24 protein-coding genes are annotated in these 26,704 nt (G+C 63.0%); 10 read left to right on the forward strand and 14 right to left on the reverse strand.

Annotated elements, in window-relative coordinates; translation table 11 throughout:
- Positions 1–96 precede the first annotated feature (96 nt).
- Both ectB and CLH61_RS09135 read left to right on the forward strand, forming a co-directional pair.
- Positions 97–1,365 (forward strand): diaminobutyrate--2-oxoglutarate transaminase, encoded by a 1,269-nt coding sequence (ectB, locus tag CLH61_RS09130; RefSeq protein WP_099614408.1) that lies wholly within the window; start codon positions 97–99, stop codon positions 1,363–1,365.
- Positions 1,366–1,416: 51 nt separating this feature from the next.
- A complete protein-coding gene (locus CLH61_RS09135) occupies positions 1,417–2,859 on the forward strand; it encodes an aspartate kinase (protein ID WP_099614409.1) in 1,443 nt (480 codons plus the stop codon).
- Positions 2,860–3,050: 191 nt separating this feature from the next.
- Here the strand turns inward: CLH61_RS09135 and CLH61_RS09140 are convergent, their stop codons facing one another.
- From CLH61_RS09140 to pdxH, 5 genes are read right to left on the reverse strand one after another with little or no spacing between them, the layout of a single operon-like run.
- Positions 3,051–3,500: a DUF3429 domain-containing protein gene (locus CLH61_RS09140; protein WP_099614410.1), complete on the reverse strand. Its 450-nt coding sequence runs from the start codon at positions 3,498–3,500 to the stop codon at positions 3,051–3,053.
- 2 nt (positions 3,501–3,502) lie between these two features.
- Entirely contained in the window at positions 3,503–3,802 is a 300-nt protein-coding gene (locus CLH61_RS09145; protein ID WP_099614411.1) for a DUF6482 family protein, read from the reverse strand.
- Between the two features lie 57 nt (positions 3,803–3,859).
- Positions 3,860–4,462 carry a DNA-3-methyladenine glycosylase I gene (locus tag CLH61_RS09150; RefSeq protein ID WP_099614412.1) on the reverse strand — a complete coding sequence of 201 codons (603 nt, stop codon included), beginning with the start codon at positions 4,460–4,462 and terminating at the stop codon, positions 3,860–3,862.
- 12 nt (positions 4,463–4,474) lie between these two features.
- A complete protein-coding gene (locus CLH61_RS09155; protein ID WP_228152586.1) occupies positions 4,475–5,269 on the reverse strand; it encodes a 4'-phosphopantetheinyl transferase family protein in 795 nt (264 codons plus the stop codon).
- Positions 5,235–5,870, reverse strand: a complete 636-nt coding sequence (gene pdxH, locus CLH61_RS09160; RefSeq protein WP_099614413.1) for a pyridoxamine 5'-phosphate oxidase — start codon at positions 5,868–5,870, stop codon at positions 5,235–5,237. Before pdxH ends, CLH61_RS09155 begins: the two co-directional genes overlap by 35 nt.
- Positions 5,871–6,148: 278 nt before the next feature.
- Here pdxH and CLH61_RS09165 point away from each other — a divergent pair, with 278 nt between their 5' ends.
- Together CLH61_RS09165 and yfbR are read left to right on the forward strand one after the other, a co-directional pair.
- Complete coding sequence (locus CLH61_RS09165) at positions 6,149–9,073, forward strand: DUF748 domain-containing protein (RefSeq protein WP_099614414.1); 2,925 nt, start codon at positions 6,149–6,151, stop codon at positions 9,071–9,073.
- 50 nt (positions 9,074–9,123) lie between these two features.
- Positions 9,124–9,720: a 5'-deoxynucleotidase gene (gene yfbR, locus CLH61_RS09170; RefSeq protein WP_228152587.1), complete on the forward strand. Its 597-nt coding sequence runs from the start codon at positions 9,124–9,126 to the stop codon at positions 9,718–9,720.
- A 63-nt stretch (positions 9,721–9,783) separates the two neighbouring features.
- On the opposite strand, the gene CLH61_RS09175 is transcribed toward yfbR, so the two are convergent.
- Complete coding sequence (locus CLH61_RS09175; protein ID WP_099614416.1) at positions 9,784–10,818, reverse strand: SPFH domain-containing protein; 1,035 nt, start codon at positions 10,816–10,818, stop codon at positions 9,784–9,786.
- Positions 10,819–10,820: 2 nt separating this feature from the next.
- Positions 10,821–11,282: an NfeD family protein gene (locus CLH61_RS09180; protein ID WP_099614417.1), complete on the reverse strand. Its 462-nt coding sequence runs from the start codon at positions 11,280–11,282 to the stop codon at positions 10,821–10,823.
- Between the two features lie 227 nt (positions 11,283–11,509).
- On the opposite strand from CLH61_RS09180, the gene CLH61_RS09185 reads away from it, so the two are divergent.
- From CLH61_RS09185 to CLH61_RS09195, 3 genes are all read left to right on the forward strand, one after another.
- Positions 11,510–12,325, forward strand: a complete 816-nt coding sequence (locus tag CLH61_RS09185; protein ID WP_099614418.1) for an SDR family NAD(P)-dependent oxidoreductase — start codon at positions 11,510–11,512, stop codon at positions 12,323–12,325.
- Between the two features lie 173 nt (positions 12,326–12,498).
- On the forward strand, positions 12,499–13,590 hold the full coding sequence (locus tag CLH61_RS09190; protein ID WP_099614419.1) for a GGDEF domain-containing protein: 1,092 nt from the start codon (positions 12,499–12,501) through the stop codon (positions 13,588–13,590).
- A gap of 61 nt (positions 13,591–13,651) precedes the next feature.
- The gene (locus CLH61_RS09195) at positions 13,652–14,449 is read left to right on the forward strand and encodes a class II glutamine amidotransferase (RefSeq protein ID WP_099614420.1); all 798 of its coding nucleotides are present in this window, start codon (positions 13,652–13,654) and stop codon (positions 14,447–14,449) included.
- A gap of 58 nt (positions 14,450–14,507) precedes the next feature.
- Here the strand turns inward: CLH61_RS09195 and CLH61_RS09200 are convergent, their stop codons facing one another.
- Positions 14,508–15,401, reverse strand: coding sequence for a metal-dependent hydrolase (locus tag CLH61_RS09200; RefSeq protein WP_099614421.1), 894 nt, complete (start codon positions 15,399–15,401; stop codon positions 14,508–14,510).
- Between the two features lie 231 nt (positions 15,402–15,632).
- Between CLH61_RS09200 and CLH61_RS09205 the strand changes: the two genes are divergently transcribed.
- Entirely contained in the window at positions 15,633–16,739 is a 1,107-nt protein-coding gene (locus tag CLH61_RS09205; protein WP_099614422.1) for a helix-turn-helix transcriptional regulator, read from the forward strand.
- A 101-nt stretch (positions 16,740–16,840) separates the two neighbouring features.
- On the forward strand, positions 16,841–17,248 hold the full coding sequence (locus tag CLH61_RS09210) for an NINE protein (protein ID WP_099614423.1): 408 nt from the start codon (positions 16,841–16,843) through the stop codon (positions 17,246–17,248).
- On the opposite strand, the gene CLH61_RS09215 is transcribed toward CLH61_RS09210, so the two are convergent.
- From CLH61_RS09215 to CLH61_RS09230, 4 genes are all read right to left on the reverse strand, one after another.
- The gene (locus CLH61_RS09215; protein ID WP_099614424.1) at positions 17,249–18,616 is read right to left on the reverse strand and encodes a WS/DGAT/MGAT family O-acyltransferase; all 1,368 of its coding nucleotides are present in this window, start codon (positions 18,614–18,616) and stop codon (positions 17,249–17,251) included.
- Between the two features lie 124 nt (positions 18,617–18,740).
- Positions 18,741–19,109, reverse strand: a complete 369-nt coding sequence (gene nirD, locus CLH61_RS09220; RefSeq protein ID WP_099614425.1) for a nitrite reductase small subunit NirD — start codon at positions 19,107–19,109, stop codon at positions 18,741–18,743.
- A 170-nt stretch (positions 19,110–19,279) separates the two neighbouring features.
- Positions 19,280–21,793: a nitrite reductase large subunit NirB gene (gene nirB / locus CLH61_RS09225; protein WP_099614426.1), complete on the reverse strand. Its 2,514-nt coding sequence runs from the start codon at positions 21,791–21,793 to the stop codon at positions 19,280–19,282.
- A 28-nt stretch (positions 21,794–21,821) separates the two neighbouring features.
- Entirely contained in the window at positions 21,822–23,054 is a 1,233-nt protein-coding gene (locus tag CLH61_RS09230; protein ID WP_228152588.1) for an NAD(P)/FAD-dependent oxidoreductase, read from the reverse strand.
- Between the two features lie 396 nt (positions 23,055–23,450).
- Here CLH61_RS09230 and CLH61_RS09235 point away from each other — a divergent pair, with 396 nt between their 5' ends.
- The gene (locus tag CLH61_RS09235; protein WP_099614428.1) at positions 23,451–24,755 is read left to right on the forward strand and encodes a nitrate regulatory protein; all 1,305 of its coding nucleotides are present in this window, start codon (positions 23,451–23,453) and stop codon (positions 24,753–24,755) included.
- 17 nt (positions 24,756–24,772) lie between these two features.
- Here the strand turns inward: CLH61_RS09235 and CLH61_RS09240 are convergent, their stop codons facing one another.
- Positions 24,773–25,609, reverse strand: coding sequence for an ABC transporter ATP-binding protein (locus CLH61_RS09240; protein WP_407657569.1), 837 nt, complete (start codon positions 25,607–25,609; stop codon positions 24,773–24,775).
- Between the two features lie 94 nt (positions 25,610–25,703).
- Positions 25,704–26,693, reverse strand: a complete 990-nt coding sequence (locus CLH61_RS09245; RefSeq protein WP_099614429.1) for an ABC transporter permease — start codon at positions 26,691–26,693, stop codon at positions 25,704–25,706.
- Between the last annotated feature and the right edge of the window lie 11 nt (positions 26,694–26,704).

Below are 26,704 nucleotides of genomic sequence, written 5' to 3' on the forward strand. Positions count from 1 at the left end.
TCAAGGCTTAAACCAGCGTGCGGCAAGCCGATCGCGACCGAAACCGATGGGCTACCGCACTTCCACCTCGAACCTGACATGCTAAGAGGCAAGACAATGGAAATTTTCAAGTCAACCGAATCCGAAGTACGTGTTTATTCCCGTGCCTTTCCGGTCATCTTCAACCGTGCCAAGAACGCCCACCTTTACACCGAGGACGGCAAGCAGTACCTGGATTTCCTGGCCGGTGCCGGTTCACTGAACTACGGCCACAACAATGATGTCCTGAAGAAGGCGCTGCTCGAGTACATCGAGGCTGACGGCGTGAGCCAGGGCCTGGACCTGTTCACCACCGCCAAGCACGACTTCATCGAGGCTTACAAGAAGTACATCCTGGATCCCCGTGGTCTGGACTACAAGATGCAGTTCACCGGCCCCACCGGCACCAACAGTGTCGAAGCGGCCATGAAGCTGGCCCGCAAGGTGAAAGGCCGTACCGGGATCATCTCCTTCACCAACGGCTTCCACGGTGTGACCATGGGTGCGGTTGCCGCCACCGGTAACGTGCACCACCGCGGTGGTGTCGGAACCCCGCTGGGTAACGTCGACTTCATGTTCTATGACGGTTACCTGGGTGAGGATATCGACACCCTGGAAATCATGGACAAGGTACTCTCTGACAGTTCCTCCGGTGTCGAGCTGCCGGCGGCAGTGATTGTCGAGGCGGTTCAGGGCGAAGGTGGCCTGAACGCGGCCAGTGCCGAGTGGCTGCAGGGTCTGGAAAAGCTGTGCAAGAAGCATGACATCCTGCTGATCCTGGACGACATCCAGGCGGGTAACGGCCGGACCGGTGAGTTCTTCAGTTTCGAGTTTGCCGGTATCAAGCCGGACATCGTGACTGTGTCCAAGTCCCTCAGTGGCTACGGCCTGCCGATGGCGCTGGTACTGTTCAAGCCGGAACTGGACGTCTGGGATCCGGGCGAGCACAACGGTACCTTCCGTGGTAACAACATGGCGTTCATCACTGCCCGCACTGCCGTCGAGACCTACTGGAAAGACGACGCCTTCGCGAAGGAAGTGAAAGCCAAGACCAAGGTGCTGGGTGATGCCCTGCAGGCGATCTGTGACAAGTACCCCAACGAGTTCCGGATGAAGGGACGCGGCCTGATGCGCGGTATCGAGGCGACCCACCCGGACCTGACCGGCCCGATCACCAAGCGCGCCTTTGCAAAAGGCCTGATCATCGAGACCAGTGGTCCCAACGATGAGGTGATCAAGTGCCTGATGCCGCTGACCACCAGTGAAGACGACTTGCGCCTGGGTGCCCGGCTGCTGGCAGAGAGTGTGGATGAAATCATGCAGGAGGGTATCAGCGAGGCGTCCTGAGACGCCCGCTGAACCCGGACATTCATTCTGCAGGATAGCGAAGAAACCACTATGACTAGCCAATTACATACCGTGGAGAAGATCGGCGGCACCTCGATGAGCAATTACGAGGCCGTCCGTGACAACATCATTCTCGGTGGTCGCAGCAAGGAAGAGCTCTATCAGCGCATCTTCGTGGTCTCCGCCTACGGCGGTGTCACCAACGAACTGCTGGAGCACAAGAAAACCGGCGAGCCGGGTGTCTATGCCCTGTTTGCCGACGCCGAGTCAGACTGGGCCTGGGGCGACGACCTCACCAAGCTGATCAAGCTGCTCACCGATATCAACGGGGAGCTTTTTGCAGACCCGATGCTCAAGCAGCAGGCGGACCAGTTCATCACCGACCGCATCGAGGGGGTGCGCGGCTGCCTGATTGACCTCCAGCGCCTGTGCTCCTATGGCCAGTTCCAGCTTGAGGAGCATCTGCTGACGGTACGGGAAATGCTGGCGGGTATCGGCGAGGCCCACAGTGCCTTCAATACCGCGCTGAAGCTGCAGCAGGAAGGCATCAATGCCCGTTTTGTTGATCTGACCGGCTGGCGCGACAGCGAACTGCTGCCGCTGGACGAGAAACTGAAGCAGGCGTTCGATGCCGTGGACCTCACCCGCGAGCTGCCCATCGTGACCGGTTATGCCCAGTGCAAGGAAGGCCTGATGCGGACCTTCGACCGGGGCTATAGCGAGATGACCTTCAGCCGGGTTGCCGTGATTACCCGGGCCCGTGAGGCTGTGATCCACAAGGAATACCACCTGAGTTCCGCCGACCCCAACATTGTCGGCGCCGACAAGGTGGTGCCCCTTGGGCGTACCAACTACGACGTGGCCGACCAGCTGGCCAACCTGGGAATGGAAGCCATTCACCCCCGCGCGGGCAAGGGCTTGCGCCAGAACGAGATTCCGTTGCGGGTGAAGAACACCTTCGAGCCGGAGCATACCGGTACCCTGATCACCGGAGACTATGTCAGTGAGAAGGCCCAGGTGGAAATCATCGCCGGCGCCAAGGGTGTATTTGCCATCGAGGTGTTTGACCAGGATATGCAGGGCGAGCCGGGTTCGGATCGCAGGATCCTGGATGTACTGAGCCGCTTCAAGGTGCGCTTCATGTCCAAGGACACCAACGCCAATACCATCACCCACTACGTGGACACCACGCTGAAGCACGTCAAGCGCGTGGTCAAGGCGCTGGAAGAGGCGTTCCCCAATGCCGAGATCAATACCCGCAAGGTGGCGCTGGTCTCGGCCATCGGCAGCGACATGAAAGTGCCCGGTATCCTCGCCGGCTCTGTGAAGTCGCTGGCGGAGGCGGAAATCAGCGTACTGGCGATCCATCAGTGCATGCGCCAGGTGGATATCCAGTTCGTCATCGATGAGGACTGCTACGAGAAGGCGATTACTGCCCTTCACGGTGCGCTCATCGAGCCTCACAACCACGAGTACGCCATCGTTGCGGCGTGATCGTGGGGCAAAATTGCCGGCGGCGGGAACCGGTCGCTTCCGCCGCCGGTAATGGAGGGTGTCTTGCCTCCTGACCGGGGCGCCTGGCAGTCAGTGATGGCCAGGCGTCTTCCCGGTCACCTTCTCCGGTGAGCCGGATCCGCTTGCGACCTGCCCATCGTGTGCCACACCGCGCCCGGCTGCGTCATTTCCTAGGGCGCCAGCAGCAGCCAGCCTCCCATCAGCAGCTGGCAACTCACCACCACCACGGTCAGCTGCAGCCGCAGGCGACGGTACCAGGCCGGCCAGTAACTCTTCATCCAGCGCAGATCCACCACACACAGCGCCGTATAGGCGGTGGTATATACCACCACCTGGTACAGGGCGGGCAACAGCAGGCCAATCCCTGCGGCGACAAAGAACGCCTGGCTGACCAGAACGGTGCTCAGTGGTGACAGCGGGTAGCAGCGCTGTTCGATCTGCATCGACAGCGGCCAGTAGATCCCTGCCATGAACGCCAGAATCCCCGCGCTGTAAAGGTAAAAATAACCGGTCAGCAGGGCACGGTACTCCGGCAGCGCGATGACCCCGATGACGCCCAGCACGAAGGGCGCCAGGCCGGCCAGGCCGATGGCGATGGCGATACGGGCAACAGCAAACACCGTTATTGCCCCTGAACCTTGATACGCAGCGGTTCGAACTCCGCGGTATCCATGCCAATCATCTGGGTGTAGGCGGACGAATGCACCACTTCGGTCCGGGCAATGGTTACGCTGCCAAGGCAGTCCTGAATCTCCCAGCTGCTGCGGAACAGCCGGGTCTGCCCTCCGGCATCCGACAACAGTTTGATGTCACCGCCAAGGTGCAGTCGTGCCATATAGCGCTGTCCTTCCAGGGACAGGATCTCGAGCAGGTCGATGACCTGGCCGGGACTGGATTTGAGCTCTTCCAGGGTAATTCTCACGGGTCGACTCCGGTCGTTGTGTTACCGGGAAACTTACGAGCCGACCGCCATTCGGGATCAGCGGACCAACGCCAGGCTGGCTGCCAGCTGTCGGCATTCGTCGTGGGCCGGGCATCCGACGAGGTGGTCGTTGACCATTCCGGTAGCCTGCATGAAGGCATAGACGATGGTCGGCCCCACAAAGGTGAAGCCCGCCCGCTTGAGCGCCCGCGACATGGCCTCCGATTCGGTGGTGGCGGCCGGCACCTCGGCGATGCTCTGCCAGCGATTCTGGCGCGGCTGATGGTCGACAAAAGACCAGAGAAAATCGGCGAAACTCTGATCTTTTTCCTTGAAATCCAGAAAACTTCGCGAATTTTTGATGATGGATTGCACTTTCAGGCGATTGCGGATAATGCCGGGATCCTGCAGCAAATCCGCCACTTTCCGGTCGTCGTAGCGGGCAATCCGGACCGGATCGAAATCATCATACGCTGCCCGGTAGCTGTGCTGCTTGCGCAGGATGGTGATCCAGCTGAGCCCGGCCTGCTGGCCGTCGAGGCAGAGTTTCTCGAACAGTGCCAGGTCATCGGTTTCCGGCCGGCCCCAGACCGTGTCGTGGTAGTGCACGTACAGCGGGTCGCTGCCGCACCAGGGACAGCGTTGCCCGGTCTGGCTCATGGTGGTTCTCCTTTACGATTGTTTGCTGCCTCGCGGAGGGTGGCCGCGGTCGGCGGGCCGGATCCGGCGTTGCAACAGCCAGTGCACCGCGATGCCGGGCGCCGGTCGGGCATCCGCCAGGTCCAGCGTGGCCACAGGCGTCATCAGTGCCCGCGCCCGGGGGCTGTCCCCGGCGGCAGAGTGATAGACCAGGGTTACCAGGAAGTCGCCGCCATGGCCGACGGCGGCACACCAGTCGGTGGCCGGATCGTCGCCCTGCAGGTTGAAGTCCTCGTCAACCTCCAGGGTCTGCAGGTGATTGGCAATGCCGCGGCGGGTGGCTTTCAGCCAGGCCTCTTTCAGGGTCCAGACCCGGAGGAAGGCTTCCGGGTCATTGCGTGCCAGCAGCCAGGCCTGTTCCCGGGGGGTGAACCAGCGGCGAACGACACGTTGCCAGTCCGGACGCCGGGCCAGCGGTTCGAGATCCAGCCCCAGACCGGGTTGCCGGGTGGTGGCAACGGCCGACAGGCCATGACTGTGGCTGAGTGACAGCTGCCAGCCCGGTGGTCTGGCCGACGCCACCGGCCGGCCGGCAACCGGGTAGCAGTCGTCTGTCGGACAGCCGGCGCTGGCGGCCAGGGCCTGCCGGATCAGCCAGCGGCTATGGAGGTATTCGCGCCGCCGGCGGCCACCAAAGCGGGCCACGATCTCCCGCTCGGAGTCTGTCAGCCACTCCGGCAAGCTGTCGCTGACCGATTCCGGCTGGAACGCCAGCCAGATCTGCGGTGCCACCTCAGGGCTGCAGTCGCTGGATAAGCCAGCCATCATCCTGCCTCACATATTCAAAACGGTCGTGTAGCCGGCTGGGCCGGCCCTGCCAGAATTCGATACGTTCCGGTACCACCCGGTAACCACCCCAGAACGAGGGCAGAGGTACCTCGCCATCGCTGAACTTGCGTCGGATCTCCGCCACTTTCTGTTCCAGCAGGCCACGGGAGGTGATCGCCTTGCTCTGTTCCGACACCCAGGCGCCGATCTGGCTGCCACGCGGCCGGGACGCGAAGTAACGCAGTGACTCGGTCTTGCTGACTTTTTCCACCCGGCCCTGGATGCGGACCTGGCGGTTCAGTCCGATCCACGGAAACAGCAGGGCGGCGCGGGGGTTCTCGTCCAGCTCGCGGGCCTTGCGGCTACCGTAATTGGTATAGAACACAAAGCCGGTCTGGTCGAAGTACTTCAGCAGTACGGTACGGATATCCGGCATACCATCAGTGCCGGTGGTCGCCAGGGACATGGCATTGGGTTCCAGGATGCCGGCCTGGCGGGCATCCTCGAACCAGTGGTGGAACTGGGCCACCGGATCGTCGTTCAGCGCGTCCCGGTCCAGGCCTTCGCTTTCAAAATCACGACGCATATCGCCGATATCCATAACACCTTCCTCTCTGCCTCAATAACGTCACTGGCGCATCAGCCAACCCCGACAGCCCGCCGGATCACCTGGCCTTGGTCATCGTGCGTGGCTGCCGGGTGGTTATACGACTGCTGAGCATATCGGGTTCGCGGGTTGCTGTCAGCGCAGGATGTCGGGACGCGGGTTGCCGGGAGTCGGCCGGGGAAGCTGACAAACCGGCCTCCGGACGACTATCCTTGTGAGCAGGCAGTGGGCCGAGAGGGCCCTGGTTTTCAGTCGCTCACGAGGAGAAGTCCGTGGCCCAGAGCCGTCAGCGCAGTCGTCTTCCGAGGAATCTGTTGATCGGATTCCTCGTGCTTGTTGTCCTCTACACCCTGGCCGGTTTCCTGTTGTTGCCCTGGTGGCTGGAGCGGACGCTGCCCGATCAGCTTCAGCAGCGTATGGGGTGGCAGACCACCGTGACCGGTATCCGGACCAATCCGTTCGCCCTGAGTGTCGAGGCGGTCGACCTGTCAGCCCTCGACAGTGGCGGAGAAAAGGTGATCGGCTTTGACCGGTTCTACCTTGACCTCGGGTTTTTCCAGTTGTTCCGGGGTATCGTCGGCTTCCAGAATATCCAGCTGGATGAGCCGTTCATTCGCGTCGACCTGCTGGAAGACTCCACGGTCAATTTCGCCCGCGACTGGCAGGCCCACAATGCTGTGACGGATGCCGCCGAAACCCCGGCGCCGGCGGCCGATGGGGCGCCGCCCAAGCTCTACTTTGGCCGGGTCGCCCTCAGTGGCGGTGAACTGCTGTTTCGCGATTTTACCGGTGCGGAGCCTGCCGACTTCCGGGTGACCCCGCTGGATCTGACGCTGACCGATCTGGCCACCTTTTCCCGTGATGGCCAGAACAGCGACTACGTGGTGAATGCGGCCCTTGGCGCCCAGACCATCCAGTGGCAGGGTAACCTCAGTGTCACGCCGCTGGAGTCCAGTGGCTTCCTCAGCATCGCCAACGTTGACTACCTCACCCTCGGCCATTTCCTCCAGCCCTACCTGCCCTATGAGCTGGCAGGCGGAACCGTGAGCCTGGCCACTGACTATGACTTTGCCATGGCCGACGGTGTCCAGCTGGAGACTTCCGCCGGTGTGATCAACGTCCGCGACCTGGCACTGGCGGTTGCCGGTGACAGCGACGGGCAGCCACCGGAGTTACGCGCTGCTGCCATTGACCTGGAACAGCTGGGCTTCAGCCTGGCCGGTCGCGAGGCGCGGGTTGGCCGGGTGGGGGCCAGCGGGCTTGCCGTTGACCTGCTGCGTGACAAGAACGGGCAGATCAACCTGGTGACACCGTTGCAGGCGGCGGATGCCGGGAGTGATGCCGGCGATGACGATACTGGCGCTGCGGCCACTACCCCCTTCCGCTGGACGGTGGCAGCGGTTGAACTCACCGACAGCAACGTGGGCTGGCGCGACGAGGCCTTGCCGGAACCGGCAGATCTGCGCCTGGAGGCGCTGCAGCTGACCCTGGGTACCCTCAGCGACCGGCTGGAAGAACCCGTGCCGTACAGCCTGCAGGCCGGCCTTGCCAGTGGCGGCCGGCTGCAGGCCGACGGCCGGGTCACCCTGGCCCCGTTCACCCTGGAGTCCGGGCTGGCCGTATCCGCGGTGACCCTGGCGGCGTTTGAACCCTACCTCAAAACCGCCACCAACCTCGAAGTGCGTAAGGGCCAGCTGACCCTGGACGGTAACCTGGACCTGGATGGCCAGAAGGATCCGCTCACCGGGACCTTCAGTGGCACCGGTGAAATTGCCGGGCTGGATCTGGGCCTGGCCGGCAGCGACGAGCCGTTGCTGGCCTGGCAGGCGCTGCGGTTGGCGCCGATCGAATACAACGTGGCGCCCGCGCGGCTGGAAATCGGTACGGTTACCCTTGCCGGTGCTGCGGCGAACGTGGTGCGTTCGGTGGAGGGGGTTCACAATGTCGAACGCATCGTGCGGGAATCGGCAGCTGGCGAGAACGCGCAAGGGGCGCCGAGTGAGACCGGAAAAGCGGGCCTGATCTTCCGTATCGGAGAGGTCATCCTGGAAAACAGCGGGGTCAATTACACCGATCGCAGTCTTTCTCCGGTTTTTGCGACCCGTTTCGGCGAGCTCAATGGCTCGGTCACTGGCCTCAGCAACATTTCCCCGCAACAGGGGCGGGTTGCCATTCAGGGGCGGGTAGGCGACCTGTCCCGGCTCAGTTTTGACGGTTCCATCGGGACCCTGGGTACGGAAGATTCCAGCGAGCTGGTAATCCGGCTGCAGGACCTGTCGCTGCCTACCCTGTCGCCCTATTTCGGTCGTTACCTGGGGTACGGGGTGGACGGCGGCAAGCTGGCGCTGAACCTGGACTACAAGATTGCCGGTAGCCGCATCGATGCTACCAACCTGGTGGTCATGGACCGCCTCGAACTGGGCCAGACAGTGCCCAGCGACGAGGCGGTCAACGCTCCGGTCAAACTGGGGCTGGCGCTGTTGCGGGACAGCGACGGCATAATCGAGATTGACCTGCCGGTCAGTGGTGACCTTAACGATCCCGAGTTCAGTGTCGGCCGGGTGGTGATGCGGGCCTTCGTCAACCTGCTGGCCAAGGCGGCGATGTCGCCGTTCAGCATGCTGGGCTCGATTGCCGATATGGCCGGGCTGTCCGGCGAAGAACTGGGGCAGGTCAGCTTTGCCCCCGGCGCGGAAGCGTTGTCCGGGGAGCAGGCCGGCAAGCTGGATGTGCTGGCCAAGGCCCTCAGCGAGCGCCCCGAGTTATTGCTTAATGTCCGCGGCGCGGTGGTACCGGAGCTCGACGGGGCGGCGCTGCGCCAGCAGCAACTGAATCGGCGCCTGGGTCTGGATGGCAGCGAGACTCAGGCCGCGCGGATCCGCCGCCTGGAGCAGGCGGTGGCCGACAGCGGTGTGGCGGTGGCACCGCTGCGTGAGCAGGCCGTGGCCCGCCAGGGTGGTGAGCTCAGCGACAGCCAATGGCAGGCGACGCTGTACCGGCAGCTGACCGCTGAGCTGCCGTTACCCCCGGAGGCGCTCGGAAACCTGGCGGTGGCCCGAGGCCTCTGGCTGCAACGTTCGCTGCTGGACGACCATGATATTCCGGCCAGCCAGCTGTTCCTGCTTGACCCCCAGCTCAATGGCGCGCCGTCGGGCGATGGCCAGGTGGTGGTGCAGTTCACCCTGGACGCCCGCTGATGAAGAACCTTCCCGTTGATGAGGACACCCCTGCTGTTAAGGAAACCAACGTGACCAGACGCCCCCTCAGCCATTTTTTTGCCTACGTAGCCCGGTTACGCTGGATTCGCCGTTGGGGGCTGATGCGTAACGCCATTGAGGAAAACGTCGCGACCCATTCCTGGGAGGTGGCCACCCTGGCTCACGCCCTGGCACTGATCCGTAACCGGCACTTTGGCGGTACCGTCAATGCAGACCGCATTGCCGCGGCGGCGCTGTATCACGATGCTACCGAGGTGATTACCGGTGATATGCCCACCCCGGTCAAGTATCACTCGAAAGTGATGCGGGAGGTGTTCGGGGATATCGAGCACAAGGCCCAGGAAGAACTGCTGGCGCTGTTACCGGAGGAACTGCGGGAATCGTTCGCGCCCTATCTGCGGGAGTCCGGGCTGGCGTACGGTGAGCGGGAACTGATCAAGGCCGCAGACCGGCTGTCCGCGCTGTTGAAATGCCGGGCCGAGATCCAGGCCGGCAACAAGGAATTCGAGCCGGCGGCGGAGCAGATTCTCCACCGCCTGCAGCAGCAGGCCCTGCCGGAAGTGCTGTACTTCCTGGAGGTGTTTGCACCCGGTTACGAGCAACCGCTGGATCACCTGCTGGGGTAGCGGCCACCTGGCCGGAAAGTCCCGTGGGGGGGCTCATCCGGCCGCCTGGTCCCGTTGCAGGCCTCAGCTGTTGCCGGCCGACGCCACCATGCCTCCGCGCAGGCCATCCCGGCGCAGGGAGTCCCGCACCACGTCTTCCGGGCTGCCGGCCAGCTCGCGGAACATGCCCATGGAGCCCAGCAGGGCGGACGACTCGTAGGGGATGAAGACCCGCTCGCCGTCCTTCGCCATGGTTGGCAGCGCCTTGATGTAGCTCTGGCCCAGCAGGTAGCCCACCACCGTGCGCTTGTTCTCTTCGGTTTCGCCAATGGCATTGAGTACCAGGCGGATGGATTCCTGTTCGCCCTGGGCGCGCAGGATGGCGGATTCCTTGTCGCCCTGGGCATTCAGGATGGCCGATTCGCGCTGGCCCTGGGCCATGGCAATGGCCGCCGCCTTCTCACCTTCGGCCTCGGTCACCGTGGCCCGGCGCTTGCGTTCGGCGGCCATCTGCAGGCGCATGGCCTCTTCCACTTCTTCCGGCATGCTGATGTCCTGCACCTCCACCCGGGTCAGCTTGACCCCCCACTTGGAAGCAGGCTCTTCCATCTCGGCCTGGATGGCGCTGTTGACCTCGCTGCGGGATTCAAACAGCTTGTCCAGTTCCATCTTGCCCACCACCGAGCGCAGTGTGGTCTTGGCCAGTACCTCGACCGCCTGGCTCATGTTGGCGACTTCGTACACCGCGCGACGCGGGTCAATGATCTGGTAGTACAGCGCGCCGTTGATTTTCACGGTCACGTTGTCGGTGGTGACCACCGGCTGGCCGGGAAAGTCCATCACGGTTTCGCGGCGGTCGATGCGGACCTCGTCGCTGGTCACCGGGTGGTAGTCATCGCCCATCCGCATGTAGCGGATCATGGTGATGGGGCGTGGCTTCTCGATGAACGGAATGATGATGTTGATGCCGCTTTCGAGGACGCGGTTGAACGAGCCCAGACGCTCGATGACCATCACCTCGGACTGGCGGACGATCACCAGGCCCTTGGCAATGATGAAAATACCGACCGCGACAACGATCAGGCTGATAACCAGCCCGGGGGTAACTAGTGACTCCATGTTTACTGCTCCTTGTGGTGGTTTGCGAGATGCACGATGGCGGTGGTGCCATCAAACTGTTCGAAAATGACCGGAGTGCCCTCCGGCAGTTCGGGGCTGGAACCGTCTTCCAGTTTCAGCCGGTAAAAATCGCCGTTGACCTTGATACCGGTGGCGCCGTCAAAATCCCGCTGCAGGGTGTGATAGCGCCGGCCGTGCTCCACCCCGGTGCCGGTGGTGCCGTAGGCCACCCCCTTGGGTGAGAACCGGGGCCGGATCCAGCGGATGGCGACCGGCACCAGGATGCCGGACAGTACCCCCATGGCGACCAGTTGCCACTCGAACGGCGCGCCAAGGAAGGCCACCAGTGCCGTCAGCGCGGCCGCAACGCCGAGGGCCAGCAACAACAGAACCCCCGAGGTCAGTTCGGCAAGGCTGAGTACCAGGGCCAGGATCAGCCAGAAGTGGGTAAGGCTCCATTCCATCGTCAATTCCGTCAGTTGGGCGTGGTGATGATTGGCGATTGTAACCAATGCACCTGCCGGCGTCCCCTGTCACCGGCTGGAAGTTGCGGGCGGGTACCGCCCAACTGGCCGGAGCGCCCGCAGCCGGCGGCATCTGGTGCCATTTTGCATGGCTGGCCAACTGTTACAGTACAAGGGTCGTAACGTACCTGCTTTCATGTTCAAAACAAAACAGAGGGTCAGCAATCATGAAGGATCTCAAGAACAAAGTGGCCGTGGTAACCGGTGCCGGCTCCGGTATTGGCCGCGCCCTCGCCAGCGCGCTGGCAGCCAAGGGATGCCGCCTGGCGCTGTCCGACGTCAACGAGGCCGGGCTGGCGGAAACTGCGGCGGCCTGCGGTGGCGCCGAAGTGCGCACCTACCGTCTTGATGTATCCGATCGTGATGCCATCTACGCCCACGCGGACCAGGTGGCTGCCGACTTCGGTAAGGTCAACCTGGTCATCAACAATGCCGGTGTGGCACTGTCGGCGACGGTGCGGGAAATGACCGACGAAGACTTCAAATGGGTCATGGACATCGACTTCTGGGGTGTGGCCCATGGATCCCGCGCCTTCCTGCCGCACCTGATCGCCTCCGGTGATGGCCATGTGGTGAACATTTCCAGTGTCTTTGGCCTGATCGGCGTGCCCAAGCAGAGCGCCTACAACGCCGCCAAGTTTGCTGTTCGCGGGTTCACCGAGTCCCTGCGCCAGGAAATGAAACTGGAGAACCAGCCGGTGTCGGTGAGTTGTGTGCATCCCGGTGGTATCCGCACCAACATCGCCAACTCCGCGCGCATGGGCAAATCCGAAAATGGCGATGCCCAGCGCAAGGGCTTTGACAAGCTGGCCATGACCACCCCGGACAAGGCTGCGGAAATCATCGTCAAGGGCATCCAGAAAGATGAGTCACGGATTCTGGTGGGGCCGGATGCCTGGGGCATCGATGCCATCAACCGCTTGCTGGGTTCGGCTTACCAGCCGCTGGTTGAGCGGTTTTCCCGCAAGAACCTGTATGTCTGAGCCGTGTGACGGCTGACTGATCCGCCCCCCGGTGCGGGCATCCGGGCCGGGGGTGCGAACGATGGTGCCGCGGGTGACCGCAGCGGCAGGGACGCCGGCTGCTTACCCGTAGGTTTATTTTACATACCGCAGTTACCTTCTATACTCTCTGTGTATCAGGGAAAGAAGCAGCCATGAAAACACCCCATCATCCTGACCTCGGCGCGTCATTAAGGGACAGTCGCTCCGGGCTCCGTGACAGTCACCGTCGCTCGTTAATGCGGCTGTTATTTATTGCCACCGGTTCCGCACTGTTGGTTTTCGCCTGCCTGCAACTGATCAGCGGGGTCTACTGGCTCGCTGGCCTGGAGTTGCTGGCCAGTGGCGTGCTGCTTGCAGGTACCCGGCGTATCGACCGGACCCCCCACCTGCAGTGGTGGATCTACAGCTATCTGGTCGCCCTGTTTTCGTTCTTCCTGATGATCATGCTGGTGCCCGATGCGTCGGTCGCGGCGTTTGTCTGGGTGCTGATGATGCCGGTGCTGGCCTACCTGCTGCTGGGCAAACGGGAGGGGTTGTGGCTGTCGCTGCCGTTCATGACGGCAGGCGGTATCAGCTACTACCTCTACCTCGGCACGGTGGGCGATGCCCGGATCATGATTGACCTGCTCAACATGGTGCTGTGCGGGGTGCTGATGCTGGTGTTCATTCACCTTTACGAGAACCGGCGGGAAGAAGCGGAAGAGAAACTGGTGACCATCGCCCAGACCGACGCGCTTACCGGGCTGGGCAATCGTGGCAGTTTCCAGGCGATCCTCAACCGTACCCTGGCGGAATGCCGGCGCAGCCGCACCGGCTTTGCCCTGGTGCTGATGGACATTGACTACTTCAAGCAGGTTAACGATACCCTCGGCCATGAGGCCGGCGACCAGGTGTTGCGCCACATCGGCGATTGTCTGACCGAGCGCCTGCGGGCCACCGACTCGGTCGGCCGCCTGGGTGGTGAGGAATTCGGGCTGATCCTGCGGGATGTTCACGGTGACGATGCCTTCGAACTGATTGACGAGCTTCGTGAATGCATTGCCGGCAGCGAACTGAGTTACGGAGCCTCTACCGTGCGCATCACCGCCTCGTTTGGCATTGCCTGCTGGCCCGCCGATGGCGCTACGGTGGATGACCTGTTCCGGGCGGCCGATCACTGTCTGTACCGCGGCAAGCACTCCGGGCGCAATACCGTGGCACGTCCCGGTTCACCGGTAGTGCACAACAGCGCCCTGGCTGGTTAACCGGCGCCAACGGGGTTACTCTTGCCGAAGAATCCCCCGCTGATGGTGACGCTGTTCAATTATGTGCGAATTACTGGCGATGAGTGCCAACACCCCGACTGACCTGTGCTTCAGTTTCACCGGCCTGACCCGCCGTGGCGGTGAAACCGGCCCCCACAAGGACGGCTGGGGTGTCGCATTCTATGAAGGCAAGGGGGTGCGGGCGTTCCATGAACCCGAGGCCAGTGCCAATTCCCGGATTGCGGAAGTGGTCCAGACCCACCCCATCAAGAGCGAAGTGGCCATCTGCCATATCCGGCAAGCCAATGTCGGTGCCGTCTGCCTTGCCAATACCCACCCCTTCATGCGCGAACTCTGGGGCCGCTACTGGGTGTTTGCCCACAATGGCCAGCTCCAGGGCTTCCGCGCCGCGCCCGGCTTCTACGAAGCGGTCGGCGACACCGACAGCGAGGCCCTGTTCTGTGACCTGCTCAATCACCTGCGTCGTGACGGTAACCGCGATGCCCCGGTGGCCGAGGTGGTGGACCTGCTGGTGCGGCTGTCGGCGGGCTATGCCAGTCAGGGGGTGTTCAACCTGCTGCTGAGCAATGGCGACTGGCTGTTTACCTACTGCACCACCAAGATGGCCAGCATTACCCGCCGCGCCCCGTTCGGTCCGGCCCGCCTCAAGGACGCCGACGTCACGGTGGATTTCGAAGCGGAAACCACCCCCAACGACATTGTCAGCGTGATTGTCACCGAGCCGCTGACGGCCGACGAGCGCTGGGATATCTACCAGCCGGGCGAGTGGCGGTTGTGGCGTAAAGGGGAGGTGGTCATGCAAGGGCTGGCTCCCCCCGCAGCCGGGGAGAGCCTCTGACCGGTGAGCCGTCCGGAGCGGGCCCGTGGCGGACTCGCTGCCCGGGGCTTACCGCTCGTCACTGCAGGGTACGACGGTTGCCGTTCTTGTATTGCGGTGCAATGTGCTGTTCGATCTCGCTCTTGAAGCGGGCAATCACTTCACTGTTGTCGTGATCCCAGGGATGGAAGTCCGGCTTGAAGTACTCCAGCCAGCTGGGAATCAGGCTTGAGAAGGTGCCGTTCTTGCCCCACATCCGCCACAGCCCTTTGCCGGCGTCCTTCAGGGAGAAGTGTTTCGGGTCGTTCAGCATCATGCGGGTGGTGAAGTAGGTTGCCATCACACCCAGGGCGGCGGTACTGAAAGCAAGGTAGAAACTGCGCTCGGCATAGGTGCCTCCGACCTGCTTGAAGACGTCGTAGGTAACGGCCTTGTGTTCGGTTTCCTCGATGGCGTGCCACATCCACAGTGGCCGCATGGATTCGTGCATGTCTTCGCGCACGTCGTCCCGTTCCAGCAGCATGTCCGCCATCATCGCGGTCATGTGCTCAAGGGCGCAGGTGATGGCCAGCTGGTGGCGCCTGGGAAGCTTACTGGCAATGCCGAGCACCACCGCAAGGTGTTTTTCCATGTCGTCCACCGGCATGCCCTGATCGCGGACGTGCTGGTTCATTGCGACATGCTCGAGGGAGTGCATGGCCTCCTGGCCGATGAATCCGCGCACCTCCTCCTTCAGCTTCGGATCGGTTATCTGGTCACGGTACTGACGCACCGAGTCCACGAAGAACTGCTCGCCCTGGGGAAACAGCACCGAAAGCGCATTCATCATGTGGCTCAGCAGGTAGTTGTTGTCGAGCCAGTAGCGGGGTACCTGCTCGCCGAACTCGAAGCCCATGCGTTGCGGCTTGATGGATACATTGTCCGGGGTGTGCGATACCGGCGTGTCGGTGGTGGCCGTTTTTGTTCTCAGCATGGTTACACTCCTCTGCGTCACGACGCTTTGGCTGAAGTCATGGCTCCAGTGTGTGCAAGTCAAGGCCGGCTTTGAAGGCGAAAAAGGGACGGCCATCGTTCAGGATGGGCCAGCGTGGCGGTTTTATTGGCTATGCTGACAGTGTCATACCGGCCTCGTATCCCACTGTGGTGGACGTTGGCATCTGTTAGCATCGGTTTTCTGCTTTTCCAATCATCAGAAGGAACCGCTATGGCCACCACCAGCCCGGATAAAGAACGGCAAATGCTGGGGTTTTTCCTCGTGCCCGGGGTGTATCTGCGGGTACTGGCCGAAACGGTGCGGCAGCTGGACCACAATGACCGGGTCCTCTACGAGGGGCTGAGTTTCACCCCCGCTGATCTCAAGGAAAACGACAGCCGGGTGTTTGTCACCGATGCCATCGTCATGGCCGAGCGGGCGCTGGCGCTGGCCGGCAAAGATGGCCTCAGTTTTGCCCTGGCGCGGGAGTTGCGGTTGACCATTCACGGCACCCTTGGTTTTGCCGCCCTGACCAGCCCCACCTTTGCCGGGGCGCTGGAGTCGGTGCAGCGTTACCTGCAGCTACGGGCGCCTTTCCTCAGTATGGTGCAGTCCGACGCCGGCGATAAGGTGCTGGTGCAGCTGTGTACCGAGTTTGATGTGCCCGGGTTGTATCCGTTCCTGGCCGAGACGGTGAGCGCCACCCTGATCATGCTGGCCGAGCAGTTGCTGGATCGGGAGGATGCTGCCGGCAAGGGGTTTGCCCTGGTGGATGGCAAGCTGCCGGGGGTTGTGGTGCACCTGAGCCGTGCCGAGCCGGACTATTACCGGCGTTTTGCCGATCAGTTGCCGGTGCGGTTCGAGTACGGCCGCCCGGAGGAAATGATGGTGTTTCCCCGGGGCCTGCTGGATGTGCGGATGCGGCTGGCGGATGCGGATGCCTCGCGCATGGCGCGGGAGCAGTGTGAGTTCGAGTTGCAGAAGGCCATCCGCGAACAGGGTGACATTACCCTGGCGATCCGTAATATGCTGCGGCTGATGCCGGGGCCGCTGCCGTCGCTGGAAGCCATGGCGGAGCGCTTCTGTGTGTCGTCGCGTACGCTGAAGCGGCGGCTGGCAGAGAAGGAGACCACCTACCGGGAGATCGTCGAGGCGGTGCTGAAGGACCGGGCGATCCAGTTGTTGCGCTACACCAACCAGTCGATCGGCGAGATTGCCTATGAACTGGGTTATGCCGACCTGTCGAATTTCAGCCGGGCATTCCGCAAGTGGACCGGCAAGTCGGCCAGCGAGTTCCGCGAAGGCGGGCCGGATCCGGCGCCGGAAGTGGGGCCGTGAGTGCCTGTCCACCTGTTCACCCCATACCCTTGCCGCACCGCGTAGTTGTGGTCTGCTTGGCGTGCGGTGATTTTTGATTACTGAAGACCAAGGAGTTTGTTATGGAACAGCGGCCAGATACGCACAGTAAACTGTTCGGGTATTTGCTCTGGATTTTCGGGTTTCTGGGGGCTCACCGTTTTTACTACGGCAAGCCGATCACCGGAACCATCTGGTTTTTCACCCTCGGCCTGCTGTTCATCGGCTGGATCATCGACCTGTTCCTGATTCCGGGGATGGATCGGGAAGCGGACCTGCGGTTCCGCGAGGGGGAGGTCAGCTACAACATCGGTTGGCTGCTGCTGACCTTTACCGGGATTTTCGGCCTGCACCGCATGTACATGGGCAAGTGGATCACCGGGATCCTTTACCTGCTCACCGGCGGCCTGTTCATGGTTGGCGTGTTGTATGACTTCTGGACGCTGAACAGCCAGATTTCCGAGCGCAACCAGGAAACCCGGTTCGGCTGATCAGCACCCGGCCGCGGCCTCCAGTTCCGCCAGACCCTCGTCCAGGTAGTCCAGCATACGCTGCAGGCTGGGGAGGGTGCGGCGGCAGCCAATGAGGCCGAACTCCACCTGGTCGCGGTAGCTGGTCAGGGTCATGTTGAGGGCCAGCCGGTCCATGGCGATGGAGACCGGGTACATGCCTTCCAGTTTTGCCCCATTCCAGTAGCCGTCTTCAGTTGGCCCCGGTACGTTGGAGATCACCACGTTGAAGGTCTGCCACTTCGGCGCCATGCCGGTCAGCAGGTGGAAGGCCGCCGGCGCCAGGGTCAGCGCGGTGTAGTTGATGATTTCCCCGGACGACATGTTGGCATAGCGATCCTTGGCTTCGCGGATGCCCTGGTGGATTTTCCGTAACCGTTCGCCGGGGTCGGCGATGTCGGTGTGCAGGTTGGCGAGGATGACGCCGACCTGGTTGCCCTCGGAGCTGTCGTCCTTGCGCAGCGATACCGGCACCATGGCAATCAGCGGTTGTTGCGGCAGGGCGTCCTGGTTCATCAGGTAGGTGCGCAACGCACTGGCGCACATGGCCATCACCACGTCGTTGACGGTGGTGCCCGAGGCCTGGCAAACCGCCCGGATCCGCTGCAAACCATAGGACTGCGCGGCGAACCGGCGGGAGCCGGTGACTTTCTGGTTCAGGATGCTGCGGGGAGCATGGAAGATGGACCGGTAGGCCGGGTCCTTGCGGGCGTCGTTAATGGTTTTCAGCAGTTCGCGGGCCACTGTAGGGACGGTGCCCAGCTGTTTGCCCGATTCGCCCAGCAGCTGACCGACGCTGCGCCACAACGACGGTCCCCCTTCACCTCCGGCCCTCGGGGCCCGGGTGGGCAGCGCCCAGATCGGCGGCATGCCGCGTTGTGCCGGATCGGCGGATAACATGCGCTGGGCCATCCGCATGGCAGAGACGCCATCGACCAGCGAGTGGTGCACCTTGGTGTAGACCGCAAACTGGCGGTTCTTCAGTCCTTCAATCAGATGGAATTCCCACAATGGCCGTTCCCGGTCCATCAGGTGGGAGTGCTCCGCGGAAACAAAGGACAGCAGTTCGCGGATCCGCCCCGGCGTCGGCAAGGCCTCGAAGCGAAAGTGGTGCTCCAGATCCAGGTGCTCATCCTCGACCCACACCGGCTGCCCCAGCCGGTAGCTGAGGCGCTGGTTGAACGGCGGCGTCACCACCGTCTGCGTCCGCAGCTGCGCAGCCAGCCGGGCCACATAGTCATCCGGTGCGTCCTCGGGAAACGAGAACAGTTGCAGGCCGCCCACGTGCATGGGTTGCTGGCGCTTTTCGAGCCAGAGGAACAGCTGGTCGGTGGGACTCAGGGGCTTCACACAGGCGTCCTTGTTGTCAGGTTTCCGGTCATCTTACCCGAGCAAGGCTGATGTGAAATTGACCCCCGGTCAATGATCGTTCGGAAATCTGGCAACAAAGGCGCCAGCGCCGGCAAACCCTGGATCAGGCCGCCACCGCAGCAGGCTGGCGCACCGGCACCGCAAGGCGGATCCGGTCACCGTCCAGCAGCACCGGGTAGCTGCGCACCCGCACCGAGGCGTCCTCCAGGCAAACCCCACTGCGCAGGCTGAAGTGCTGCTTGTACAGCGGTGACGCCACCACCGGCTCACCGTCCAGATCCCCGGTAATGCCCCGCGCCAGCACATTCGACCCGGTGAACGGATCGGTGTGGCTGACCGCAAACAGTGCCGGCAACCGGTGCGGCAGGTAAAACACCGCCACCGGCCCGTCCTCGGTCCAGACTGCAATGCCACAGTCCGCCACCAGGTCGTCCACTGTACAAACCGCTTCCCAACAAGTCTTCGTTGTCATAAAAAATCCTCTGAGTCCCAATGTTTTTGAGTTGGCTATCTCTTCAATGTCTGTGAGCGTGGGGGCCATATTCATTTTCTGGCAGGAAAAAAGATGTCTGAGCGCAGCGAGTTGTTTTTTCCAGAAGAAAATGAATATGGCCCCCGCGCTCCGCCCCCAAAACCGGAAGGCTACAATGAAGCCACCTCCAGCTCAGGCCGCCGCTGCCCCCGCTCCGAGGTCCACTGCTGCACCGGATCCTTCAAAGACGGCGCATTCACAAACTCCCGGAACCGCTTGCGCTTCTCCGGATCCTCGACCGCGGTCTTCCACTCGCACTGGTAGCTGCCCACCAGATCCGCCATGTGCTGCTCCAGTTCCTCGCCGATGCCCAGGCTGTCCTCCAGCACCACCTGCTTCAGGTAGTCCAGGCCACCCTCCAGGTTCTCCATCCACACACTGGTGCGCTGCAGCCGGTCTGCGGTGCGCACGTAGAGCATCAGCACCCGGTCGATAGCCCGGATCAGCTGGTCGTCGGTCAGGTCGGTGGCAAACAGGTCGGCATGGCGGGGGCGCATGCCGCCATTGCCGCACACGTAAAGGTTCCAGCCCTTGTCCGTTGCAATCACCCCGATATCCTTGCTCTGGGCCTCGGCACACTCGCGGGTGCAGCCGGATACCGCCATCTTGATCTTGTGGGGCGCCCGCAGGCCCTTGTAGCGGTTCTCCAGATAGATGGCCATGGCCACGCTGTCCTGCACCCCGTAACGGCACCAGGTGCTGCCGACACAGGACTTCACTGTGCGCAGGGATTTGCCATAGGCGTGCCCGGTCTCGAAGCCGGCGGCGATCAGTTGCTCCCAGATCTCCGGCAGCTCGCTCAGGGTGGCGCCGAACAGGTCAACCCGCTGGCCGCCGGTGATCTTGGTGTACAGGTTGTACTGTTTCGCCACCTCGCCCAGCACAATCAGCTTGTCCGGCGTAATCTCGCCACCGGGGATGCGCGGCACGATGGAATAGGTGCCGTTCTTCTGCATGTTGGCCATGAAGGTGTCGTTGGTGTCCTGCAGCGGCACGTGCTCGGTGGCCAGGATGTGTTCGTTCCAGCAGCTGGCCAGTATCGAGCCCACCGTGGGCTTGCAGATGTCGCAGCCCTGGCCCTTGCCATACTGTCTCAGCAGGCCGCGGAAGGTCCGGATGCCGTTCACCCTGACCAGGTGGAACAGCTCCTGGCGGGTGTAGGGGAAGTGCTCGCAGAGGTCAGTGGACACGGCCACCCCGCGTTTTTCCAGCTCGCTGTCCACCACCTTCTTGAGCAGCGCGGCACAGCCGCCGCAGCCGGTACTGGCTTTGGTTTCGGCTTTCACCCCACCCAGATCGGTGCAGCCGGCGTCGATAGCACCGCAGATATCGCCCTTGGTGACGTTGTGGCAGGAGCAGATGGAGGCGGTTTCCGGCAGGGCATCGGCACCCAGTCCCGGGGCACCGCCCTGGTGTTCCGGCAGAATCAGGATTTCCGGATTCGGCGGCAGGGTGATGCCGTTCAGGGCGTACTGCAGCAGGGTGTCGTAATGGCTGTTATCGCCCACCAGAATGGCCCCGAGCAGGGTCTTGCCATCCTGGCTCACCACCATGCGCCGGTAGTGGCCGGCCTGCTCGTCGTGAAAACGGATATTGCGGGCGCCGGGGGTCTGGCCGTGGGCGTCGCCAATCGAGCCCACGTCCACCCCCAGCAGCTTGAGTTTGGTACTCATGTCGGCGCCGCTGAATGCGCCCTGCGGATCGCTGTTCAGCGCCGCCGCCAGGGTGCGGGCCATGGTATAGCCGGGAGCCACCAGCCCGAAGATCCGCTGGTTCCATAACGCGCATTCACCAATGGCATGGATGTGAGGGTCCGAGGTGGTACACCGGTTGTCGATTACGATACCGCCGCGCTCGCCCACCTCCAGGCCGCAGGCCCGGGCCAGGGTGTCCTGGGGGCGGATGCCGGCGGAGAAGACAATCAGGTCCGTGTCCAGGTGGCTGTCGTCTGCGAACTTCATCCGCAGGCGGGCAGCGTCGCCTGGCACGATGGCGGTGGTGGCCTTTTCGGTATGGACCTGAACGCCCAGCGCCTCGATTTTCTGGCGTAGCAGGTCACCACCGTCGCCGTCGAGCTGCACCGGCATCAGGCGCGGCGCGAATTCCACCACGTGGGCCTGCAGGCCCAGGCTCCGCAGGGCGTTGGCGGCTTCCAGGCCGAGCAGCCCGCCACCGACCACGACACCGGTGCGGGCTTCCGCGGCACTGGCGCGAATGGCATCGAGGTCGGCCAGGGTCCGGTAGACAAAGCAGTTGGCGTCATCCTTGCCGTCGATGGGGGGCACGAACGGATAGGAGCCGGTGGCGAGCACCAGCTCATCATATTGATAAGCGCCTTTCGGCGTGGTGACGATATGGTTGTCCCGGTCGACGGCGGTCACCGGCTCATTCAGCCGCAGCTCGATGTGGTTGTCGGCGTACCAGTCTGCGGTGGCCATGGCCAGCTCGGCATGGCTGGAACCGGCGAAGTATTCCGACAGGTGTACCCGGTCGTAGGCCAACTGCTTTTCTTCCCCGAACACCAGAATCTCGAACCGCTCGGCAGCCGGGGTCCGGGTGAACTGTTCCAGGAAGTGATGGCCGACCATGCCGTTGCCGATCACGATCAGGGTTTGCTTGCTCATCTTGTGGTCCTCAGGTTGGGTCGGCGGCTCAGGCCGCGGCCAGACAATAGTGTTCGCCGAACGGCAGTTGGGCCCGGTAGCGGGAAATGTCATCGCCCTGGGCTATGCGTTGCTGGTACCAGGGGCCGTCCCGGGTGTTGCCGATCAGCACCGCGCCCCTCAGGCGGTGATCGCGCACCAGCAGGTGGCAGTAACCGCCGGTTTCGCGGTCCTGCCAGAGCAGTGATTCCGTGGTGTCATCCGGCGTGGGCTGACCGCAGGAAAAAATGGCAATGCCGCTGATTTTCAGGCGCGTGGCCACGGGCGACGGCTGGTAGCGGTCCCTGGGCGCGCTGGCACTCAGCAGCCGGGCCAGTACCCGGGCCTGCTGGTAACCGGGCTCCACCAGGCCAAAGGTGGCGCCGCCGAGCTGGCAGCATTCACCCAGTGCATGGATATCCGGGTCACTGGTCCGTAACTGCGGGTCAACGCAGATCGCCCGGTCGCAGCGCAGCCCGGCTGCCGCGGCAAGTTCGAGATTGGCGGTGATGCCGGTCGCCAATACCACCAGGTCGGTGCTGATCAGGGTGTCATCGGCGAGCTGAACCGCCCTTACCTGCTGCTTGCCGAGAATCCTCACCGGGCGGGCCCCGGTCATGATGTGCAGCCCGCGCCGGGCCAGCGCAGCGGCCAGCAGCTGGCCGCCGGCGGGGTCAAGCTGCTGGTTCAACAGGTGACTGCTGCGTTGCAGGACGGTGACGTCCATGCCGCGGCAGCGCAGGCCCTCGGCGGCTTCCAGGCCGAGAAAGCCACCGCCGATCACCACTGCCCGGCGCCGGGTTGCGCTGGCCGCGATCAGGTTGCGGGTATCCTGCAGGTGGCGGAAACTCATCACGCCGTCGAGGTCTTCCCCGGGCAGGCCCGGTGAGGCGGCCCGGGAACCGGTTGCCAGCACCAGGGTGTCGTAACACTGCACCCGGCCGGTTGCGGTGATGACGCTCCGCTGCTGCCGGTCGATGGCTACCACCGGCTCACTCTGGTGTACCTCTATGTGATGGCGGCGGAACCAGTCCGGGGTTTTCAGTGACAGGGTGTCCTCTGCGGTTTCACCGGCCAGCAGGGCGGACAGCTGGATGCGGTTGTAAGCGGCCGCGGCTTCACCGTTAAACACCACGATGCGCTGGTAGGGCTGTGCCGGCTGGGCCACCAGTTCCTCCAGCAGCCGTTGTGCCACCATGCCATGACCGCAGATGACCAGGGTGCGTCGCCGGTTCGGGGTCATCGTTTTCTCCTGCCTTGACCGAGTCCAACAAAAAAGCCGGAGCATCTCCTCCCCGTGGGAAGTCGATGGTCCGGCGCCAATGCCAACAACAATGATCTGATGGTCCGGCCCAATCCTTGGCCGGGACAGTCGTCCTTGTCAGGGCTTAAGCGATCTTCGTGCCAGTTTTTTTATCTTATGAAAATCAATCAGGTACAGCTGCTGTGGTGGCGCTGGGCAAGCCGGAGGCCGCAAAGCCTGCCCCGCGCCGGGGCAGCTTGCACGGCTTTGGGGCCGCGGGACTGGCGTGGTAATTGCTGACCCTTCCCTGACCATCCCGGATTCCGGAACGGAAGCGCAGTGCGGCCGGGACCGCAAAGCGCACACGGCAAAGCACGAAAGCAAGAGAGCAAAGCGATGAATACCAGGCAGCGACAACCGCAAGCTGCAGTTCCCGGCGCCGGGGACTACCTGATTGCGTCAAAAAAATGCGAGCTGATGAACCTTCAGTACTTCCTGCAGATGGGCCAGCTGGTGCAGTGCATCAGCAATCTGGTACACAGCCTGCAGCGGGAGCGGGGCGCCTCCAATGTGCTGCTCGGTTCCGGTGGCTGCAAGTTCCACCACCAGCGCCAGCAGATTGTCGCCGAATCCGACCGTTTGCGGCGTGAGTTCGAGCAGGCGCTGACAGCCATCCATCAGCAGATGACCGTGCATCCGGTCAGCAGCCGCTTGCTCAACCAGATTGCCAGCGCCCTCCACGGCCTCGCGGACCTGGCGGAGTTGCGCGGTGCCGTGGATCGCCAGACCATTTCTGCCCATGACGCCACCGAGAGTTACAGCAGCCGCATCCATCGCCTGATTGCGGTGGTGTTCGAGGCGGCGGATACCGCGGTGGATCCGGGCATTGCCGGCCTGCTGGTGGCGCTGGTGCACCTGATGAACGGCAAGGAACTCTGTGGCCAGGAACGGGCGGTGGGATCTGCGGGGTTCTCCAGTGGTCGGGTCGATTCCGCACTTTCCCGGCGCATGGTGCACCTTGTTGAGGCACAGGAGCGCTGTTTCGAGGTGTTTGCCAGCTTTGCCGACGAGGATTCCAGGGCTCTCTGGCAGCAGGTGCGCAGCCATAGCCGGGAAGCCGAAATCGGCCGGTTACGGGGGCTGGGTTGTTCGTCAGGCCGGGTTCGGCAACTGGACCCGCAGCTGGCGGATCGCTGGTTTGCGGTAATGACCGAGCGGATGGACGAGCTCAAGCGGGTGGAAGACGCCCTGGAGGGGTGCTTTCACGCCCGCTGTATTGAACGTTACACCGAGGCCCGGCACTCCCTCAGCCACCAGGAAACCCTGGTGGCGTCGCTGGATCAGCAGGGCGGCGCGCGGCAACCGGTTCTGATTCTGTGCGAGTCGGGCGACGAGGCTACCGGCCAGCCTGGCGACGCCTGGGCCAGCGACGGGGTCGGACAACGCTTCGGCCGCTCGATTTTTGATCTGGTCCAGCAGCAAAGCCGGCGCCTGCAGGCCATGAGCGATGAACTGCAGGCGGCGAAGGAGGCGCTGGAAGACCGTAAAATCCAGGAGAAGGCGGTTCTCCTGCTGATGGAGCACCGCCGGATCGATAACGATGAGGCCCATCGTCTGCTGCGCAAGCTGGCCATGAACCAGGGCAAGAAATTGCCGGAGGTTGCCCGTGCCCTGCTCGCGATGGCGGATGTGTTGGGCTGAGGCTGCCGCCGCGCCGGTCAGGCGCGGGCAGCTCCGGGTTCGTCGCTGGCTCGGGCCTGCTGGTTAGTGGTGGCGGACGCGGTACGGCGCTGGCTCAGGTTTTCCAGCTTGCGTTGTTTTTCGTAGAGGAACTTCAGCACTTCCTGGCGGTAGTGCACGTAGCCGGGGTGATCGGCCAGGGTGACCCGGTTGCGTGGCCGCGGCAGGTCAATGTGCAGGTCCTCTCCCACCGTCGCCGCGGGGCCATTGGTCATCATGATAATACGGTCCGACAACAGCACTGCTTCATCCACGTCGTGGGTAATCATGATGACGGTGTTGTTCAGTTCCTGCTGGATGTCCATCAGCGAATCCTGCAAATGGGCCCGGGTCAGCGCATCCAGCGCGCCGAACGGCTCATCCATCAGCAGGACACTGGGCTTCATGGCCAGCGCCCGGGCGATGCCGACCCGCTGGGCCATGCCGCCGGAAATCTCTCCGGGCCGTTTGTTTGCAGCGTGGGCCATGTTGACCAGTTCCAGGTTATGGTGGATCCAGTCCTTGCGCCGCTGCCGGCTCATGGTCTTGCGGAACACCTGCTGCACCGCCAGTTCCACGTTCTCGTAGACCGTCAGCCAGGGCATCAGGGCATGGTTCTGGAACACCACGGCCCGTTCCGGCCCCGGCGAATTCACTTCACGGCCGTCAAGCACACAGCCGCCTTTGTTGGCCTGTAACAGGCCGGCCACAATATTCAGCACCGTCGATTTACCACAGCCGGAGTGGCCGATCAGCGAGACAAATTCGCCTTTGCGGATTTTCAGGTTGACGTTGTCGAGTGCAACAAAGGGGCCCTTCGGCGTGTCGAAAGCCATTTCGATGCCGGTCAGTTCCAGGTGTGACTTAGTCATGGGGATAACCTCGGTATGGGCGGTGGTGCGGGCGGGTGTCATGCCACGGATCCTTTCACTATTCATTCCATGCCACCTGCTTCTGGATCAGCAGCATGAGACGGTCGAGCAAAAAGCCGATCAAACCGATGGTGAGCACCGCCACCATGATCCGGCTCAGGGACTGGCTGCTGCCGTTCTGGAATTCGTCCCAGACGAACTTGCCGAGCCCGGGACTCTGGGCCAGCATCTCGGCGGCAATCAGCACCATCCAGGCAATACCGAGCGAGACTCGCAGTCCGGTGAAAATCATGGGCACCGATGATGGCAGCACCACCTTGCGTACATGGCTGGCGAACGACAGCCGCAGCACCCGCGACACGTTGAGCAGATCGGGGTTCACCGCGGCCACCCCGACGCTGGTATTGATCAGCGTCGGCCACAGGCTGCACAGGGTGACGGTAATCATCGAGGTCAGAAAGGCCTTCTCGAACAGCGGGTCGTCACTGACATAGGTGGCCGAAACCACCATGGTGACCAGCGGCAGCCAGGCAAGGGGAGACACCGGTTTGAACACCTGGATCAGCGGATTGACCGCCGCCTGGAAGTGGCGGTTGAGGCCGAATACGATGCCCATCGGTACCGCAATCACGGTGGCGAGCACAAAGCCGGCGAGGACGGTGCCCAGGCTGGTGGCAACCTGGTCCGGAAAGGTCGGTGCGCCCGGATACGACCGGAGCTTTACCTCGGCATCCGGATTGGCGTCCAGCAGCCGGGCATTCCGCGCCTCCTGCATGGCCAGGAACTGGTCAGCCCGCGCCCGCTGGTTGACGTGCTCCTGCCAGAGCTGGCCCGCCTGGTCGAAGACCTGGGCCGGGCCGGGAAAGCTTCCCAGCGAGGTGTTTACCTGGGGGGCGGCGAGCTGCCAGAACCCCACGAACAGCAGGATGCCGGTCAGCGGTAGCAGCAGCTGCCTGCCGGCGCGGGCCAGGGCGGCACTGCCGCGGCCGCTCAGCGTACGGAGCCAGCCGGCGGGCAGGGCCACGTTGGTCGTGTCGAGTATGGTCATGAGAATCCTCC

Origin of the sequence: Marinobacter profundi (assembly GCF_002744715.1) — a bacterium.
Taxonomy (GTDB): Bacteria; Pseudomonadota; Gammaproteobacteria; order Pseudomonadales; family Oleiphilaceae; genus Marinobacter; species Marinobacter profundi.

Excerpts from the sequence above, each read along its gene's own strand:
- CLH61_RS09150 (WP_099614412.1), bottom strand. The coding sequence starts at position 4,462 with ATGAGCCAGACCGGGCAACGCTGTCCCTGGTGCGGCAGCGACCCGCTG.
- CLH61_RS09190 (WP_099614419.1), top strand. The coding sequence starts at position 12,499 with ATGAAAACACCCCATCATCCTGACCTCGGCGCGTCATTAAGGGACAGT.
- CLH61_RS09240 (WP_407657569.1), bottom strand. The coding sequence starts at position 25,609 with ATGGCTTTCGACACGCCGAAGGGCCCCTTTGTTGCACTCGACAACGTC.
- ectB (WP_099614408.1), top strand. The coding sequence starts at position 97 with ATGGAAATTTTCAAGTCAACCGAATCCGAAGTACGTGTTTATTCCCGT.
- CLH61_RS09135 (WP_099614409.1), top strand. The coding sequence starts at position 1,417 with ATGACTAGCCAATTACATACCGTGGAGAAGATCGGCGGCACCTCGATG.
- CLH61_RS09210 (WP_099614423.1), top strand. The coding sequence starts at position 16,841 with ATGGAACAGCGGCCAGATACGCACAGTAAACTGTTCGGGTATTTGCTC.
- CLH61_RS09200 (WP_099614421.1), bottom strand. The coding sequence starts at position 15,401 with ATGCTGAGAACAAAAACGGCCACCACCGACACGCCGGTATCGCACACC.
- CLH61_RS09205 (WP_099614422.1), top strand. The coding sequence starts at position 15,633 with ATGGCCACCACCAGCCCGGATAAAGAACGGCAAATGCTGGGGTTTTTC.
- nirB (WP_099614426.1), bottom strand. The coding sequence starts at position 21,793 with ATGAGCAAGCAAACCCTGATCGTGATCGGCAACGGCATGGTCGGCCAT.
- nirD (WP_099614425.1), bottom strand. The coding sequence starts at position 19,109 with ATGACAACGAAGACTTGTTGGGAAGCGGTTTGTACAGTGGACGACCTG.
- CLH61_RS09230 (WP_228152588.1), bottom strand. The coding sequence starts at position 23,054 with ATGACCCCGAACCGGCGACGCACCCTGGTCATCTGCGGTCATGGCATG.
- CLH61_RS09155 (WP_228152586.1), bottom strand. The coding sequence starts at position 5,269 with ATGATGGCTGGCTTATCCAGCGACTGCAGCCCTGAGGTGGCACCGCAG.
- CLH61_RS09185 (WP_099614418.1), top strand. The coding sequence starts at position 11,510 with ATGAAGGATCTCAAGAACAAAGTGGCCGTGGTAACCGGTGCCGGCTCC.
- CLH61_RS09175 (WP_099614416.1), bottom strand. The coding sequence starts at position 10,818 with ATGGAGTCACTAGTTACCCCCGGGCTGGTTATCAGCCTGATCGTTGTC.
- pdxH (WP_099614413.1), bottom strand. The coding sequence starts at position 5,870 with ATGGATATCGGCGATATGCGTCGTGATTTTGAAAGCGAAGGCCTGGAC.
- CLH61_RS09180 (WP_099614417.1), bottom strand. The coding sequence starts at position 11,282 with ATGGAATGGAGCCTTACCCACTTCTGGCTGATCCTGGCCCTGGTACTC.
- CLH61_RS09195 (WP_099614420.1), top strand. The coding sequence starts at position 13,652 with ATGTGCGAATTACTGGCGATGAGTGCCAACACCCCGACTGACCTGTGC.
- CLH61_RS09235 (WP_099614428.1), top strand. The coding sequence starts at position 23,451 with ATGAATACCAGGCAGCGACAACCGCAAGCTGCAGTTCCCGGCGCCGGG.
- CLH61_RS09245 (WP_099614429.1), bottom strand. The coding sequence starts at position 26,693 with ATGACCATACTCGACACGACCAACGTGGCCCTGCCCGCCGGCTGGCTC.